This window comes from Mammaliicoccus sp. O-M54 (genome assembly GCF_022386035.1).
Taxonomy (GTDB): domain Bacteria; phylum Bacillota; class Bacilli; order Staphylococcales; family Staphylococcaceae; genus Mammaliicoccus; species Mammaliicoccus sciuri_A.
Genome location: NZ_JAJNJE010000006.1, coordinates 111,263 through 127,264, shown reverse-complemented (window position 1 = coordinate 127,264; position 16,002 = coordinate 111,263). Strand labels below are relative to the sequence as shown.

Here is a 16,002-nt window from a genome sequence, read left to right as displayed (position 1 = left end):
TTATTTTACATGAAAACGAGTGATAATTGTATGAAATCACATACAATATTTATATAGTTATTTTACGTGAAGTTTGTTATAATTAAGCCATTAGATGTGAACGCAATCACATTATTTTATATTGGAAAAGGTGAGGATTTTGGCAAAGAATGATGTGAAGATCCCTAAAGCAACTTTGAAACGTTTGCCTCTTTATTATAGATTTGTTAACACATTGCATAATTCTGGCGTAGATCGTGTTTCATCGAAAGAATTAAGTGAAGGACTTAAAATTGATTCAGCTACTATTCGTCGAGATTTTTCGTATTTTGGTGAATTAGGTAAAAAGGGTTATGGTTACAATATTAGTTATTTACTTAAATTTTTTAGAACAACGCTTGAACAAGATGATATGACTAAAGTCGCAATCGTTGGTGTTGGTAATTTAGGTACTGCACTTGTGAATTATAACTTTACTGTTAATGATAGAATGCAAATTGTAGCTGCTTTTGATCAATCAGAAGATATCATTGGTAGTATGGTTGGTAAATTAACTGTAGATAGTATGGATGATTTTGAAAAGGTAGTTGAAGAAGTAGGTATACAAGTTGTAATATTAACAGTACCACAACAAGCAGCTCAAAAAGTTGCGGATCGTATAACATCTTCGGGTATTACTGGTATTTTGAATTTTACACCTCAAAGAATTAATGTACCTGAGAAAGTGCAGGTTCATCATATAGATTTAGGAATTGAATTACAATCTTTAATCTTCTTTATGAAGAATCAATAGGAGGGTATCAAATGGAAGCTTTAATGTTTATTAACACACTTGGTATTTCAGGACCAGTCAGTTTATTATTTATAGGGGTAGTTGCATTAATTATATTTGGACCAAAGAAATTACCACAATTCGGTAGAGCAATGGGTTCAACTTTGAAAGAATTTAAAGATGCGACTGATGGCATGACAAACTTTGATGAGAAGAAAAGCACTCCAGAAGATGGCAAAGATAAAGAAGTTAAATAGAATTTTATTTAACAGATGTTCCCAAGAATGTGGCGGGTTTCCTGCCACATCTTTTTTAGATTGGAGGTAAGATGGTGGATAAAGACAATTTAACATTTGTCGAACACTTAGAAGAACTTCGTGGACGTATTATGATTATTGCATATTTCCTTGTTGGTGGTCTCATTGTTGGCTTTTTCGTAGCTAAACCCGTTATTTTTTATATAACAAATGATGATTTTACACAAACATTAGAACTCAATGCATTTAGAATAACGGATCCATTAACGATATACATAACAATGATAATTGTGATTGCATTTATCATTGTATCGCCTGTCATTTTATATGAATTATGGGCATTTATATCTCCAGGTTTACATCCGAAAGAACAAAAAGTGACATTAAGTTATATACCATTTAGTTTAATTTTATTTGTAGGTGGTTTATTATTCTCATACTTTGTGATTTTTCCGTATTTAATTTCGTTCACAATGGGATTAGCTGATGATATGGGAATTAAGCAAACAATCGGGATTAAAGAGTACTTTAGTGAAATGTTTAAATTTACCATACCATTCGGATTTGTCTTTCAATTACCAATTTTATTACTGTTTTTAACGAGATTAGGTATCGTTACACCGATGTTTTTAAAGAAAAATAGAAAATATGCGTATTTTATTTTACTTGTTGTGGCTGCGTTAATCGCACCACCTGACTTTATGACACATATGTTGTTTACATTACCGATGATTTTACTTTATGAAATCAGCATTGTTATTTCAAAAATAGGCTATAAAAAATATTTAAAAGCAGAGCAAAAATTAATGGAAGAAGAACTTGGGATGGATGAAGAAGATAAGGAGCAGCTGTAGCTTATTGCTATAGCTGTTTTTTTATTGAATTGTCTGATATTTGTAATCAAATGTTAACTTGAATATGTGTTGTATATGATATATTATTATTCCTATCATTGTAATAGGAATAAGGAGTTGTTTATATGGTTTGGATGATTATAAGTGGACTTATAGTCGGAATATTACTTGGCTTTGTTATGCAAAGAACACGTTTTTGTTTAACAGGCGGGTTTAGAGATATGTATGTACAGAAAAATAATAAAATGTTTTATGCATTATTAATTGCAATCTCTATTCAAAGTATTGGATTATTTACACTAGTTGGATTAGGTGTATTTAAGCTAGAAGCAGAAACATTTCCATTAGTAGGTACGATATTCGGATCTTTTGTATTTGGTATCGGAATTATCTTAGCTGGTGGATGTGCGACTGGGACTTGGTATAGAGCAGGCGAGGGATTAATTGGAAGCTGGATAGCCTTAGTATTATATGGTGTAACAGCAGCAATTATGAAATCTGGACCATTAAATCCTGTTCAAGAAAAAATTAATTCATATAGTGTTGTTAACTCTAATATGGCAGAAACACTTAATGTACCTGTATGGGTATTGATTGCTATTTTAGTGATTGTTACAGTTTATTTTGTGACAAAGACTCTCAAAAAACCAAAAGTAGCAATTCCTCAATTAAAACAAAAATATACTGGCATTCGTCATATCTTATTTGAAAAAAGATATCACCCATTTGCAGCTGCAATTGCAGTAGGGATAATAGCTTTAATTGCTTGGCCAATGAGTGCTTCAACAGGAAGAATTGCTGGCCTTGGTATTACAACACCTTCAGCAAATATCGTACAATACTTAGTTACAGGTGATGCTTCATTAATAAACTGGGGCGTATTTTTAGTACTTGGTATATTTATCGGTTCATATATTGCTGCAAAAGGTTCAAGAGAATTTAAATGGAGAATGCCAGATACTAAAACTATAAGAAACAGTGTTATCGGTGGTGCTTGCATGGGTGTTGGTGCATCATTAGCAGGTGGCTGTTCAATTGGTAATGGTTTAGTTTCAACAGCTGCTATGAGTTGGCAAGGTTGGGTTGCTTTACCATCAATGATTTTTGGTGCATGGTTTATGAGTTATTTCATCTTTGTTAAACCTAGAAAAGCAAGACAAACTAAGACACAAGTTAGCACACAAAGTATTTAATAAAAGGAGTCAATATATATGGTACATGAATTAGGTACAGTAGGAATGGTATGTCCGTTCCCATTAATAGAAGCACAAAATAAAATGGATGAATTACAAGTAGGCGAACAATTGAAAATTGATTTTGATTGCACGCAAGCGACAGAAGCTCTTCCAAATTGGGCAGCAGAAAATGGCTATCCAGTTACAAATTATGAACAACTTGGAGATGCTTCATGGACAATAACGGTTGAAAAACAATAAATTATATTTAACCTAGAAACAAAGACATTTGGCTTTGTTTCTAGGTTTTTTTGTTTAAAATAGCATTTTATTTATAAAGAATTGGAAACGGTTTTATGATAAAATAAATGACTGAGAGGTGTATACATGAAGACGATTAAAGATATTGCTAATATGGCAGGTGTTTCTAAAAGTACAGTTTCTAGATATTTAAATGGCGGCTCCATTAGTAAAAGTACAAAAGAAAAAATACATAAAGTAGTAGAAGAAACAGGATATAAACCGAATCAATTTGCTCAAAGTTTAAAGGCTAAGAGAACAGGTCTGATCGGTGCAATTGTACCTAGGCTAGATTCTTATGCAACAACTGAAACGTTAAAAGGTATTGAAACAACTTTACTTAAACAAAATGTTCAAACAATGATTGTGAATACAGATTTATCAAAAGATAGAGAAATTGATTCTATTTATATGTTAGCTAAGCGTAAAGTGGACGGCATTATTTTGATGGCAACGAATATTTCTGAAGAACATATGAAAGCAATTGAGTCAGTTGAATGCCCGATTGTTATTGTTGGTCAATCTCATGAATCACTTTTATCGATTGTTCACGATGATTTCCAAGCAGGTAATCAAGTTGCAGAATGGTTATTGAAACATCAAAAGCACAATATTACATATATCGGTGTTTCTGAACATGACATTGCAGTCGGTAAAACGAGAAAAGAAGGTCTGTTTATTCCACTAAAGGAACAAGGCATCGAACCAACATTTATTGAAAGTAGTTTCAGTATTAAAGATGCACAAATATTAGGTAATGACATTAAGTTGAGAGAAGACGAAGTTATTGTCGCAGCTACGGATAATATAGCTTTAGGTATATACCATACACTTTTAAAAAGAGAAGTTGATATGCCAACGATTATTGGATTTGGCGGAAATAAGATGACAGAAATTGTGGCACCTCATATTGGGACAGTAAAGTTTAACTATTATTTAGCTGGTGAAACAGCTGTTCATGTATTAAATAAAAGTATTAATCACGAAACGGTAGAAAAATTAAATATTATTGAAACACAATTTGAATGGTTAAAAAATTAAGCCTTTCAAGTATGCTAAAATATATATATTATGGAACCGGTCTAAATCGGATGTAAGGAGAATGATAATGGTAAATTGGACACGAGAAGAAAGATATAAAAAATTATCAGACATATCTGATGAAGCATACAATGAATTAATAGATAAAGTTAATGCGTCAAAATGGCGTCAAACTTTTCATATTCAACCAAAAACAGGATTGTTAAATGACCCAAATGGTTTGGTTTATCATAATGGCGTTTATCATATATTTCATCAATGGTTTCCGCTTGGTGCAGTACATGGTTTGAAGTATTGGTATCATTATACAAGCAAAGATTTATTAGAATTTAAAGATGAGGGAATCGCTTTAGCGCCTGATACAGAATATGATAGTCACGGTGTATATTCTGGTAGTGCCTTTGATTATAATGGCAAGTTATATTTAATGTATACGGGAAATGTGCGTAATGAAAATTGGGAGCGTAAATCTGTTCAAATGATTGCTGAACAATTAGAGGATGGTACTTTTAAAAAGTTTGATCAACCAGCTATTCCAAACAAGCCAGAAGGATATACTGAACATTTTAGAGACCCTAAAGTATGGTTTGAGAACGGAAAGTACTATGCAATATTTGGGATTCAAAGAGAGAATGAAACAGGTACGGCTGTTATATATGAATCTGAAAATATTCAAGATTGGAACTTTAAAGGGGAGATTGAAACACAACTGCAAAACTTTGGTTATATGTGGGAATGTCCAGATTTATTTAAGTTAAATGATAAAGATGTATTTATCTTTTCACCTCAAGGTATTGAAGCGGAAAATAACCAATTCGAGAACATCTATCAATCTGGTTATTTAATTGGTGATTTTGATATAGATACCTTGAAGTTTGACCACCAAGACTTTGTTGAATTAGACCAAGGATTTGACTTTTATGCACCACAAACATTCTTAGATGAACATGGTGACAGAATTTTAATTGGTTGGATGGGACTTCCTGAAATAGATTATGCTACAGATGAAGAAGGTTGGGCACATTGTTTAACAATTCCAAGAGTGTTAACAATTGAAGAAGGCAAACTGAAACAAAGACCTATAAAAGCACTTGAAAAATTAAGAACAAATAAAGAAACTGCTGAAGGTTATGCTAATAAACATTCAGTTAAACTTCACCCATATGAAGGTAAACAATTTGAATTAATGATTGAGATTCTAGAGAATGAAGCTAGCGAAATATACTTTGATTTAAGAGTTTCTAAAAAATGTTCAACACAAATTATTTATAATACACGTTCTAAACAACTTACTTTAGATCGATTTGAAAGTGGTATTGTGAGTGAAGCGGTTGAGAAGACAACTCGTACAACAACGTTAGATAACGACTTAAAAGAACTGAGAATTTATAGCGATACATCTAGTTTAGAAATTTTCGTTAACGATGGTGAAAAAGTATTAACAACGAGAATATTCCCTGATAAAGATGCTGTTAATTTCAGAACTTCTACAGAGTCTGGCCAAGTTTACTTGAAATTTACGAAATATGACTTACAACTAAATAATTAACCGAATAATAAACACTTGTTGTTCTGATACAGCAAGTGTTTATTTTAATATCAGTAAATTGTAAGAAATATGAATAAGTTATTACAAAATATTAATTCTGTGTAACATATGGCGTTCAAGCATAGAAAACAAAGAAACATTCCTTTATACTTTAACTATTAATTAATGTAGAGGAGGGGAAGAATTTTTATGAAGATATTTAAAAATGCTATGATTTCAACATTACTATTATCTTCTATGGCATTTGGAGTAGCACACGGGAATAATACAGATGCAATAGAAAGCAATGAATCTAGTACAAAAGATACTTCTCCGAACACAACTCAAGAACAATCGAATCAAAATATAGAAGCACAGCAATCCAAAGAAACTGATTCAAATAGCGTACAAAATAGTAAAACTGAGGAAACAACTACTGAACCGAAGTCAGAAGAAGATTCAAGTACTGAGGAACAGTCATCAGAAGAACCTACTAGAGATAAGAAGTCTGAACAAAAATCAGATGAAAAGCCTAGTAAAGAAGAACCAACAACAGAAGAACCAAGTACAGAGCCGAAATCAGATCAGAAACCAAGTACAGAAGAGCCGAAGACTGATGAAAAGCCAAGTACAGAGGAGCCAACAACAGAAGAACCAAGCACGGAAGAACCAAAAACAGATGATAAACCAACATCAGAAGAACCAAGTACAGAAGAGCCAAAGACAGATGATAAGCCAACTTCAGAGGAACCAACAACTGAAGAGCCAAGTACTGAACCAAAGTCTGGTGAAAAACCGAGCACTGAAGAACCTTCAAGTAATGATAACAATCATCAAGTACCACCACCGAACCAATCCAATAGTGGAAAACCATCTTCTGAAGAACCTAAAACTAATGAACCAAATTCAAATACCAATAACGAACAAAATGTAAATCAATACAAACAAACAATGCCAGCATATCCAAATACAAATGAAGTAGGGGATGGATATTACAATCCGCAATACACTGATGAAAAGGCGCCTAAATTTATACCTGGTCATTCAGAAGCGTATTATAGTAAATTGGATGAAGATGTGCTAGCGCTTGTAACAAGTAAAGTTGGTAGTAGACCTGATTTAGCACAACCAAAATTTAAAAAGACTAATAAAACGACGGAAACAACTTCTGTAGATGATGATGATACTAAAACAGAAACAACTCAAACAACGACAGAAAGTTTTGAAACAGCTTCTGACGACAAAGGTATTTCTAAACCATTCATCATTGGTATTTCAATCGCAATTGTACTAGCATTAGGAGCCATCATATTATTCATAATGCGAAGATTTTCAAAATCATAAATATAATAAAAGTATAAGTGAGTCTGGGACAGAAATGTTCTAGACTCTTTTTCATATTTTTAGAAATAGGGAGGCTGAACATTGCAAGTGAGGCGTGACAAGCAATGTTGGAGGTCTGAATATTGCAAGTGGAGCGTGACAAGCAATGTTGGAGGTCTGAATATTGCAAGTGGGGCGTGACAAGCAATGTTGAGAGGCTGAATATTGCAAGTGAGGTGTGACAAGCAATGTTGGAGGTCCTTGTATTTATCAAGACAGGCGAAACAAGATAAATATGGACTTTGTATTTATCAAGACTAGTGAAACAAGATAAATATGGCCTTTGTATTTATCAAGACTGCCCAAACAAGATAAATAGCCGCTTTCTATTTATCAAGACTGGTAAAACAAGATAAATAGGGGCATTGTATTTATCAAGACTGCCCAAACAAGATAAATAGCCACTTTGTATTTATCAAGACTGGTAAAACAAGATAAATAGGGGCATTGTATTTATCAAGACTACCCAAACAAGATAAATAGGAGCGTTGTATTTATCAAGACATACCAAACTAGCAACATAGAGATCCTGTATGTTGCAAGACACATCAAACAAGCAACATAGAAGCCCCGTATATTGCAAGACTGACCAAACTAGCAACATAGAAGCCCCGTATGTTGCAAGACACATCAAACAAGCAACATAGAGCTCCCGTATGTTGCAAGACTCCCTAAACAAGCAACATAGAACCTCACGCTTACATTGATTTTTCCAAATAAAAGAGACTGGCACATAATGTAATGTCTCAGTCTCTTCTATTATCTTGGAAGTAGACTTCTGTCCCGCTCCCACCTTTTTATTAAAATTCACTTTGATCAATATTCTGTGTTGCTTTGTATAATGTTTCTATAATGGATTTTACAGTACCTTCTTCAAATGGAGATTGTAACTGAACAGATGCCATAATATCAATAAATGATTGTGAACCACCGATTTGACATATTTTTAAGTAATCAGACCATGCTTGTTCTGGATCAGCTTCTTGTTTAATGAAAAATTGCATTGCACAAATTGTCGCTAATGTATAATCAATATAATAAAATGGTGATGCAAAAATATGACCTTGTCTATGCCAGAATGCACCATTTTCAAGATGTTGAATATTGTCATAGTCTACACTTGGGAAGTATTTATTTTCTAAATCTGACCAAGCTTTTCTACGTTCTTCAGAAGAAATGTCTGGATTCTCATAAACAAAGTGTTGGAATTCATCCACTGCTACACCATACGGTAAGAATTTAATATTATCTTCTAAGTGTGCTAATTTAAATTTATCCGTATCTTGTTTGAAAAATAATGACATCCATGGATAAGTTAAATATTCCATACTCATTGAATGAATTTCACATGCCTCTGAAGTAGGGAAGTAATATTCTGGTACAGAATACTTCAAACTTTCATATACTTGGAAAGCATGTCCAGCTTCATGTGTCATAACTTCGATATCACCTTGTGTGCCATTAAAGTTTGCGAAAATGAATGGTGATTTAAAATCATTTATGATAGTACAATATCCACCACTTTCTTTTCCTTTTTTAGCTTCTAAATCAAATAATTGTTTATCAATCATAAAATCTATAAAATGACCAGTTTCTTTAGAACGTTCATGGTACATTTTTTTAGCATTTTTCACGATTTCCTCTGTTGATATTTGTGGTTTAGGCGATCCAGTTTTAAAAGTGAAATTATTATCGTAAGCTTTTAAACTGTCAACACCAATACGTTTTGCATGCTGTGATTTGATTTCTTCAGTAATAGGTACGACATGTTCTTTAACTTGCTCTCTAAAAATTTTTACATCATTTGCGTCGTAACCAATTCTTTGCATTCTATCATAGCCTAGTTGAACAAAGTTCTCGTATCCTAATTTTAAAGCTATTTCATGTCTTGTTTTTACAAGATCATCATAAATACGATCTAAATCCTCTAGATGATCTGCAAAAAACTGTTCTCTCGCTTTAAAAGCATCTTTTCTAATTTCTCTATCTTCATTGATTAAGTACTTACTGAATTGTGATAAGTTCAAATGTTCGCCGTTATATTCAATATCTGCTGACGCAATTAATTTATCATATTCGCTTACTAATTTATTTTCTTTAACAAGTAAGTCATTAATAGAAGGATTATATGTATTGAGAGCAACTTCTGCTAAAGAAAATAGCTGTTGTCCAAAATGCGTAATTAAATCATTTTTAAATTTAGATTTTAATAAAGATTGATAGAATAAGTGGTCTAAATGTTGTATTTTAGGCATTGTTTCATCAAAGAAATCTCTTTCTTTATTATAATATTCATCATTTGTATCGATAGATGCTCTTATGTAAGCTAGGTTATAATGCGTATCTGTATGGTTTCTAATCTTATTAATTTCATTAATCGCCTCAATTGCTTGATCGACCGTTTCTGCATTATCGAATTCATTTAATAATGATTTGGTTTGTTTTTCTTTTTCTTCAATATTGATTTGTTCATATTGATAATCTTTAAAAGTTAACGTCATGTTAAAACCTCCCTTAATAAACTTATTATAACATTTCTTTGTTGTAATTTTATTGAAAATTGCGAAAATAAAGGTAAAAGCATATAATATGAAATGAAAAGAGGTGTATATAAATGACTAAAAATAATGAGCAATTATCTTTAGAAGTAGCAGCATTAACGAGGAAGACAAAAGAACTTGGAATTCCTATCATGATTGTATTTGAAGGTGTTCCCGCATCAGGTAAGACGAGACTATCAAATGAACTTCTTTTAACACTTGATGCTAAATACACACACTTTGTACCGATGAAATCACCTTCAGAAGATGATCTAAGATATCAATTTTTACAGAAGTATTGGAACAGTTTACCTTCAAAAGGTGATATCAATATTTATTTTAGAAGTTGGTATGCATATTATATAGAATATCAAGCAAATAAAATAAAGCATTCTATATACAATAAATATCATGCTTTACGCAGACAAATCAAAGACTTTGAAGCTATGGTCCAAGATGATGGCTACGAAATTATTAAGTTTTATATTGAGATTAGCGATAAAAAGAGAAAAGAACATTTAAAAGAAATGAAAGAAAATCCATTAACAAGTTGGAAAGCACAAGAATATGAAAGTGCCATTAATGATGATGTATATCATAAAGAAATGCATAAAATACTTAAAGCATCACCTGATGAATGGGAAATCATTGATTATACTGAAAGAGAAGAAGCTATCAATTTGATGTATAAACATATCATCGATCGATTGAACAACGCGATTAGACTACATAAAAAGAAAGACAAAGTAATTGATGGCGATTTTAAGGAAGAGTTTAAAACAGACCTATTTGATCAATCTATAGATAAAGTAAGTAAAAAGACATATAAATCACTTATTGGTGACTTACAAGATAGACTGAAAGAATTGCAATTTGCATTATACGAAAGAAAAATTCCGTTAATATTAGTGTACGAAGGTATGGATGCAGCCGGTAAAGGTGGCAATATTAAAAGAGTTAGAGAAAAATTAGATCCAACCGGTTATGAAGTAAATGCAATAAGTGCCCCAACAGACGTTGAGTTGAATCATCATTACTTATGGAGATTTGCTAAAGATATGCCTAGAAGCGGACATATTGAAATATTCGATAGAAGCTGGTATGGAAGAGTATTGGTAGAAAGAGTAGAAGGATTTGCTACTAAAAAAGAATGGAAACGTGCCTATGAAGAAATCAATCAATTTGAGAAAATGTGGACAGACGAAGGTGCAATTATTTTAAAATTCTTCTTAACTTTAGATAAAGATGAACAATTAAGAAGATTTAAAGAAAGAGAAGAAACACCAGAAAAACAATGGAAAATTACAGACGAAGATTGGCGAAATAGAGAAAAATGGGATCAATATATCGAAGCAAGTCATGATATGATTAAATTCACAAATACAGATCATGCACCATGGCTTGTCGTACCAGCTGACAATAAAAAATCAGCTAGAATCGAAGTTATCAAATACATTATTAAAAAATGTGAAGAAGTATTATGGGGCGTTAAACAATATTAGAATATGTTAGGGACAGAATTCCGAGAAATGTCTCTAAGAGAGCGCCCACCTAACTACCAGAATTCAAAATAATGGTAGTTACAGCATTCTAATTACCAGAATTCGAAATAATGGAAGTTAGCGGATTCTAATTACCAGAATTCGGAATAGTGGTAGTTACAGCATTCTAATTACCAGAATTCGAAATAATGGAAGTTAGCGGATTCTAATTACCAGAATTCGGAATAGTGGTAGTTACAGAGTTCTAATTACCAGAATTCAGAAAAATGGAAGTTACTGCATTCTAACAACCACAATTCAGAATAATGGAAGTTAGCCGCCCTCCAAATACAAAAAAATAAGCATATCACTTAAGACTGAGTTCTTCAGTTCGGTGATATGCTTATTTATTTACACTTAGCTATACATGCTCAAGATTGTATGATAAATCAGTTGTGAAATTTGAGATTGTTTCTCTAATTGTTCGTTTACTTGATCTTTAAATACAATTTGTCCTAAAACAACTATTCCGTTCATTCCCATATGTGCAACCATTGGTACGATGATACGTTTCGTTAATACATAAAGGCCGCTAAATACAGTTCCCATTACAACATATATTAATGTATGTTCTGGATCTGAATGTGCTAATGAGAAAATAAAAGAACTGACTAATACTGCTACGATAAAGCTTAACCACTTAGGTGCTTTAATCATATTGTATATCTCTCCGAAAATTAATTTACGGAATATTAATTCTTCTAATATTGGACCTGCTAATACGATATAAACGATTAATATATGTGATTGTTGTGCAATCTTCATGAGATTTTGAGTATTACCACTTTCTACTGGTTGATTAAATATATATGTATTAATCAAAGCGGCGATGATTTGTCCAAGCATGGCCATTATAATACCTGCAACACACCAGAAAATCACGTATACCCATGGTTCTTTCTTCTGTTGTTCTAATCGAGTTGGATTTTTAATATTTGAGTTCATATACCATAATAATAAAACAGTAATGATAGCTGTTGTTGCCATCCAAGTTAAGCTGATTTCTAATCTTGTGACTTTAGATAATCCTGAATCAGCGTATAAACTATTTGGAATAATTGCGATTGTTTGTACAACACCAAATAGTAACAGGGTAGCAATATTAACAGTTAATCGATTAAATTGCATTTTCAATTCCTCCAAAAATAAACATGTAAACATTGTACCTTATTTAGCAGAAAAAGAGAAAAATTTAAGTTATATTGCTTGTAATTTTGACCAAATTTGATTATTATAAAAATGTAGTTAGCACTTAAGTATAAAGAGTGCTAACATTATTAGCGCCAAGGAGGATTTTATAAATGTTAAAACCATTGGGAGATAGAATTATTATTGAGAAAACAGAAACAGAACAAACTACAGCTAGCGGGATTGTATTGACAGATTCAGCTAAAGAATCGTCTAACGAAGGAAAAGTTGTTGCTGTTGGACCAGGTAAGCGTCTAGAAGATGGTACAAGACTTACTGTAGATGTTGCTGTAGGTGATCAAGTTGTATATCAACAATACGCAGGAACAGAAGTTAAACGTGATAAAGAAACATATATTATCCTTTCAGAAGATGACATTTTAGCAGTTATTGAATAATTTAGATAATATTTTTGAAGATATTTTATGGAGGTTTTTATAAATGGCTAAAGAACTAAAATTTTCAGAAGACGCTAGACGTTCTATGCTTGCTGGTGTTGATAAATTAGCAAATGCAGTTAAAGTAACTTTAGGACCAAAAGGACGTAACGTCGTTTTAGATAAAAAATTTACTTCACCATTAATCACAAATGATGGTGTTACAATCGCTAAAGAAATTGAATTACAAGATCCATATGAGAATATGGGTGCTAAATTAGTTGCAGAAGTTGCGAACCAAACAAATGATGTTGCAGGTGACGGTACAACTACAGCAACTGTCTTAGCTCAAGCGATGATTCAAGAAGGTTTAAAAAACGTAACAAGTGGTGCAAATCCAGTTGGTATTCGTGAAGGTATTGATAAAGCAGTTAAAGTAGCTTTAGAAGAATTACACAATATCTCACAACCAGTTGAGAAAAAAGAAGAAATAGCACAAGTTGGTTCTATTTCTGCTGCTGATGAGGAAATTGGTAAATTTATTTCTGAAGCAATGGAAAAAGTAGGTAATGACGGTGTTATTACAATTGAAGAATCTAAAGGATTCAGCACAGAATTAGAAGTTGTTGAAGGTATGCAATTTGATAGAGGATATACTTCTCCATACATGGTGACAGATTCAGACAAAATGACGGCTGAATTAGAAAATCCTTACATCTTAATTACAGACAAAAAGATTTCTTCTTTCCAAGATATTTTACCTATCTTAGAAAAAATCTTACAAACAAATAGACCAATTTTAATTGTTGCTGACGATGTTGATGGAGATGCATTAACAAACTTAGTATTAAACAGATTACGTGGTACATTCACAGCAGTAGCAGTTAAAGCGCCTGGATTTGGTGACCGTCGTAAAGCAATGTTAGATGACTTAGCAATTTTAACTGGTGGTCAAGTGATTACTGATGACTTAGGTTTAGACTTAAAAGAAACAACTTTAGATATGCTTGGTGAAGCAGGTAAAGTTCAAGTTACTAAAGACGACACTACAATTGTTGAAGGTCAAGGTGACTCAGTAAACATCGACGCTCGTGTTGGTCAAATTAAAGCTCAAATTGTAGAAACAACTTCAGACTTTGATCGTACGAAATTACAAGAACGCTTAGCTAAATTAGCAGGTGGCGTTGCAGTTATCAAAGTAGGTGCTGCAACTGAAACAGAATTAAAAGAACGTAAATTAAGAATTGAAGATGCTTTAAACTCTACTCGCGCTGCAGTTGAAGAAGGTATTGTAGCAGGTGGTGGTACAGCATTAGTATCTATTTATAATAAAGTAGCTGAAGTTGAAGCAAAAGGCGATGTACAAACTGGTGTGAACATTGTGTTGAAAGCTCTTGAAGCACCATTACGTCAAATCGTTGAAAATGCTGGCTTAGAAGGCTCAATTATAGTTGAAAAACTTAAAAACGCTGACGAAGGTATTGGTTACAATGCAGCAACAGACGAATGGGTAAATATGTTAGACGCAGGTATTGTCGATCCAACAAAAGTTACACGTTCAGCACTACAAAATGCAGCATCTGTAGCTGCAATGTTCTTAACTACTGAAGCAGTAGTAGCAGACATTCCAGAAGAAGAACCAGCAGCACCAGATATGGGCGGCATGGGCGGAATGCCAGGTATGATGTAATTCGGTGAATATAACCGACATTACAAACTAAGAGATATGTATAATCCCCTTTCTAAATGGTATTAAACCATATGGAAAGGGGATTTTTATGTTAAAATGAATCTAATTTGTATTAAAGGAGTAGAAAATATGATTAGACCTGCTGTTAAAGAAGATGCAAAAAAATTAAGTGAGTTAATGTTTATGATTTGGCATGATATGGAGCTACCTTTAGTTGTTCAAAATGATAAAGAAACTGTTTTAAGATTACTTGAACAAGCGAGTGTTGAAAGTGAATATAGAAACCATTATAAACATAGTCAAGTATATGAAGTCGATGGAGAAGTAGCAGGCTTTCTTAATTGCTATAGTGGCAGTGACGAAAAACAACTTGAAGAAAATTGGCACAATATTGCATTTAAAGATTCATTTAAATTAGAAGGAACGCCGTTACCTGAACAAGAAGCGGATAATGGTGATTTATATATTGATTCAGTTGCGGTCTTTTCAGAATATAGAGGTAGAGGTATTGCCTCTAAACTTATAGAAGATGCTTTTGTACGAGCTAAAGAAAGAGAGTTTAAGCAAGTATCATTAAATTGTGAATTTGATAATGAAGGTGCAATGAAATTATATGAAAAACTTGGTTTTAAACCATCATATGATCGAAAACTAAGCGGACATGACTACAAATATATGATTAAACATTTATAACAAATTAAAAAAGTAACATCGGTTGAAAATATTAGCCGATGTTACTTTTATTTTTCTCAATATCAAGCAAGATTTCTTTACGCTCTATGCCACTAGAATATCCACCAATTGATCCATCAGCAGCTATCACACGGTGACAAGGTACAAGAATCGTAATAAAGTTCTTACCATTTGCATTAGCGACAGCACGAAAAGCAGTAGGTTTACCGATATTTTCAGCTAACTGCTTATAAGATATCGTCTCGCCAAACGGAATATCACATAAAGCACGCCACACTTTTTGTTGAAAAGGTGTGCCAAAGTTAAAATATATAGGTGTTGTAAAAGTAGAAAGATTACCTTCAAAATAAAGAGCTAATTCTTCCTCAAGTTTATCTAAAACATGATTACTTTCATCATTAATTTCTGAATTAAGTTGTTTACGTACAATATGTAATTCATCTTCTAACGAAGGTTTATTCGTAAAATGTAACATTAATAAATACTCATTATTAGCAATTGCTAACATTTCACCAGCATTCGTTTGAATTAACTTTTGATATAAAGCCATAATCATCACTCCTAATGAGAGTTTAACATATAGACAACTCATACTTTATGAATTTGAATAAAAATATATGTTCATATACAATTATGGTAATAAGTTTGAAAGGGTGATGTATTATGATGGATTTAAATCAATTG

At 32.5% G+C, this 16,002-nt stretch carries 15 protein-coding genes; 12 read left to right on the top strand and 3 right to left on the bottom strand.

What is annotated here, in order from left to right:
- Positions 1-139 precede the first annotated feature (139 nt).
- The 8 genes from LQ673_RS11255 (at position 140) to LQ673_RS11220 (ending at position 7,250) form a co-directional block, all read left to right on the top strand.
- The gene (locus LQ673_RS11255) at positions 140-772 is read left to right on the top strand and encodes a redox-sensing transcriptional repressor Rex (protein WP_239705789.1); all 633 of its coding nucleotides are present in this window, start codon (positions 140-142) and stop codon (positions 770-772) included.
- An 11-nt stretch (positions 773-783) separates the two neighbouring features.
- Entirely contained in the window at positions 784-1,008 is a 225-nt protein-coding gene (gene tatA / locus LQ673_RS11250; RefSeq protein ID WP_025905058.1) for a twin-arginine translocase TatA/TatE family subunit, read from the top strand.
- Positions 1,009-1,079: 71 nt separating this feature from the next.
- Positions 1,080-1,862, top strand: a complete 783-nt coding sequence (gene tatC, locus LQ673_RS11245; protein ID WP_126477688.1) for a twin-arginine translocase subunit TatC — start codon at positions 1,080-1,082, stop codon at positions 1,860-1,862.
- A gap of 125 nt (positions 1,863-1,987) precedes the next feature.
- Entirely contained in the window at positions 1,988-3,055 is a 1,068-nt protein-coding gene (locus LQ673_RS11240; RefSeq protein ID WP_196307913.1) for a YeeE/YedE family protein, read from the top strand.
- 18 nt (positions 3,056-3,073) lie between these two features.
- Positions 3,074-3,298, top strand: coding sequence for a sulfurtransferase TusA family protein (locus LQ673_RS11235; RefSeq protein WP_025905061.1), 225 nt, complete (start codon positions 3,074-3,076; stop codon positions 3,296-3,298).
- Positions 3,299-3,424: 126 nt separating this feature from the next.
- Entirely contained in the window at positions 3,425-4,378 is a 954-nt protein-coding gene (locus LQ673_RS11230; protein ID WP_126477687.1) for a LacI family DNA-binding transcriptional regulator, read from the top strand.
- 67 nt (positions 4,379-4,445) lie between these two features.
- Positions 4,446-5,927, top strand: coding sequence for a glycoside hydrolase family 32 protein (locus LQ673_RS11225; RefSeq protein WP_191836633.1), 1,482 nt, complete (start codon positions 4,446-4,448; stop codon positions 5,925-5,927).
- A gap of 189 nt (positions 5,928-6,116) precedes the next feature.
- Positions 6,117-7,250 carry an SdrH family protein gene (locus LQ673_RS11220; RefSeq protein WP_159315392.1) on the top strand — a complete coding sequence of 378 codons (1,134 nt, stop codon included), beginning with the start codon at positions 6,117-6,119 and terminating at the stop codon, positions 7,248-7,250.
- Between the two features lie 839 nt (positions 7,251-8,089).
- Here the strand turns inward: LQ673_RS11220 and LQ673_RS11215 are convergent.
- On the bottom strand, positions 8,090-9,790 hold the full coding sequence (locus tag LQ673_RS11215; protein WP_159315391.1) for a M3 family oligoendopeptidase: 1,701 nt from the start codon (positions 9,788-9,790) through the stop codon (positions 8,090-8,092).
- 113 nt (positions 9,791-9,903) lie between these two features.
- Here LQ673_RS11215 and LQ673_RS11210 point away from each other — a divergent pair, with 113 nt between their 5' ends.
- Complete coding sequence (locus LQ673_RS11210; protein ID WP_239705790.1) at positions 9,904-11,331, top strand: phosphate--AMP phosphotransferase; 1,428 nt, start codon at positions 9,904-9,906, stop codon at positions 11,329-11,331.
- 396 nt (positions 11,332-11,727) lie between these two features.
- On the opposite strand, the gene mroQ is transcribed toward LQ673_RS11210, so the two are convergent.
- On the bottom strand, positions 11,728-12,498 hold the full coding sequence (gene mroQ / locus LQ673_RS11205) for an intramembrane glutamic endopeptidase MroQ (protein WP_025905067.1): 771 nt from the start codon (positions 12,496-12,498) through the stop codon (positions 11,728-11,730).
- 173 nt (positions 12,499-12,671) lie between these two features.
- Here mroQ and groES point away from each other — a divergent pair, with 173 nt between their 5' ends.
- From groES to LQ673_RS11190, 3 genes are all read left to right on the top strand, one after another.
- Positions 12,672-12,956, top strand: a complete 285-nt coding sequence (gene groES / locus LQ673_RS11200; protein ID WP_025905068.1) for a co-chaperone GroES — start codon at positions 12,672-12,674, stop codon at positions 12,954-12,956.
- Between the two features lie 43 nt (positions 12,957-12,999).
- Entirely contained in the window at positions 13,000-14,625 is a 1,626-nt protein-coding gene (gene groL, locus LQ673_RS11195) for a chaperonin GroEL (protein WP_191836630.1), read from the top strand.
- A gap of 129 nt (positions 14,626-14,754) precedes the next feature.
- Positions 14,755-15,318, top strand: coding sequence for a GNAT family N-acetyltransferase (locus LQ673_RS11190; protein ID WP_191836629.1), 564 nt, complete (start codon positions 14,755-14,757; stop codon positions 15,316-15,318).
- A 31-nt stretch (positions 15,319-15,349) separates the two neighbouring features.
- Here the strand turns inward: LQ673_RS11190 and LQ673_RS11185 are convergent, their stop codons facing one another.
- Positions 15,350-15,868, bottom strand: a complete 519-nt coding sequence (locus LQ673_RS11185) for a methylated-DNA--[protein]-cysteine S-methyltransferase (protein WP_107577514.1) — start codon at positions 15,866-15,868, stop codon at positions 15,350-15,352.
- Positions 15,869-16,002 lie beyond the last annotated feature (134 nt).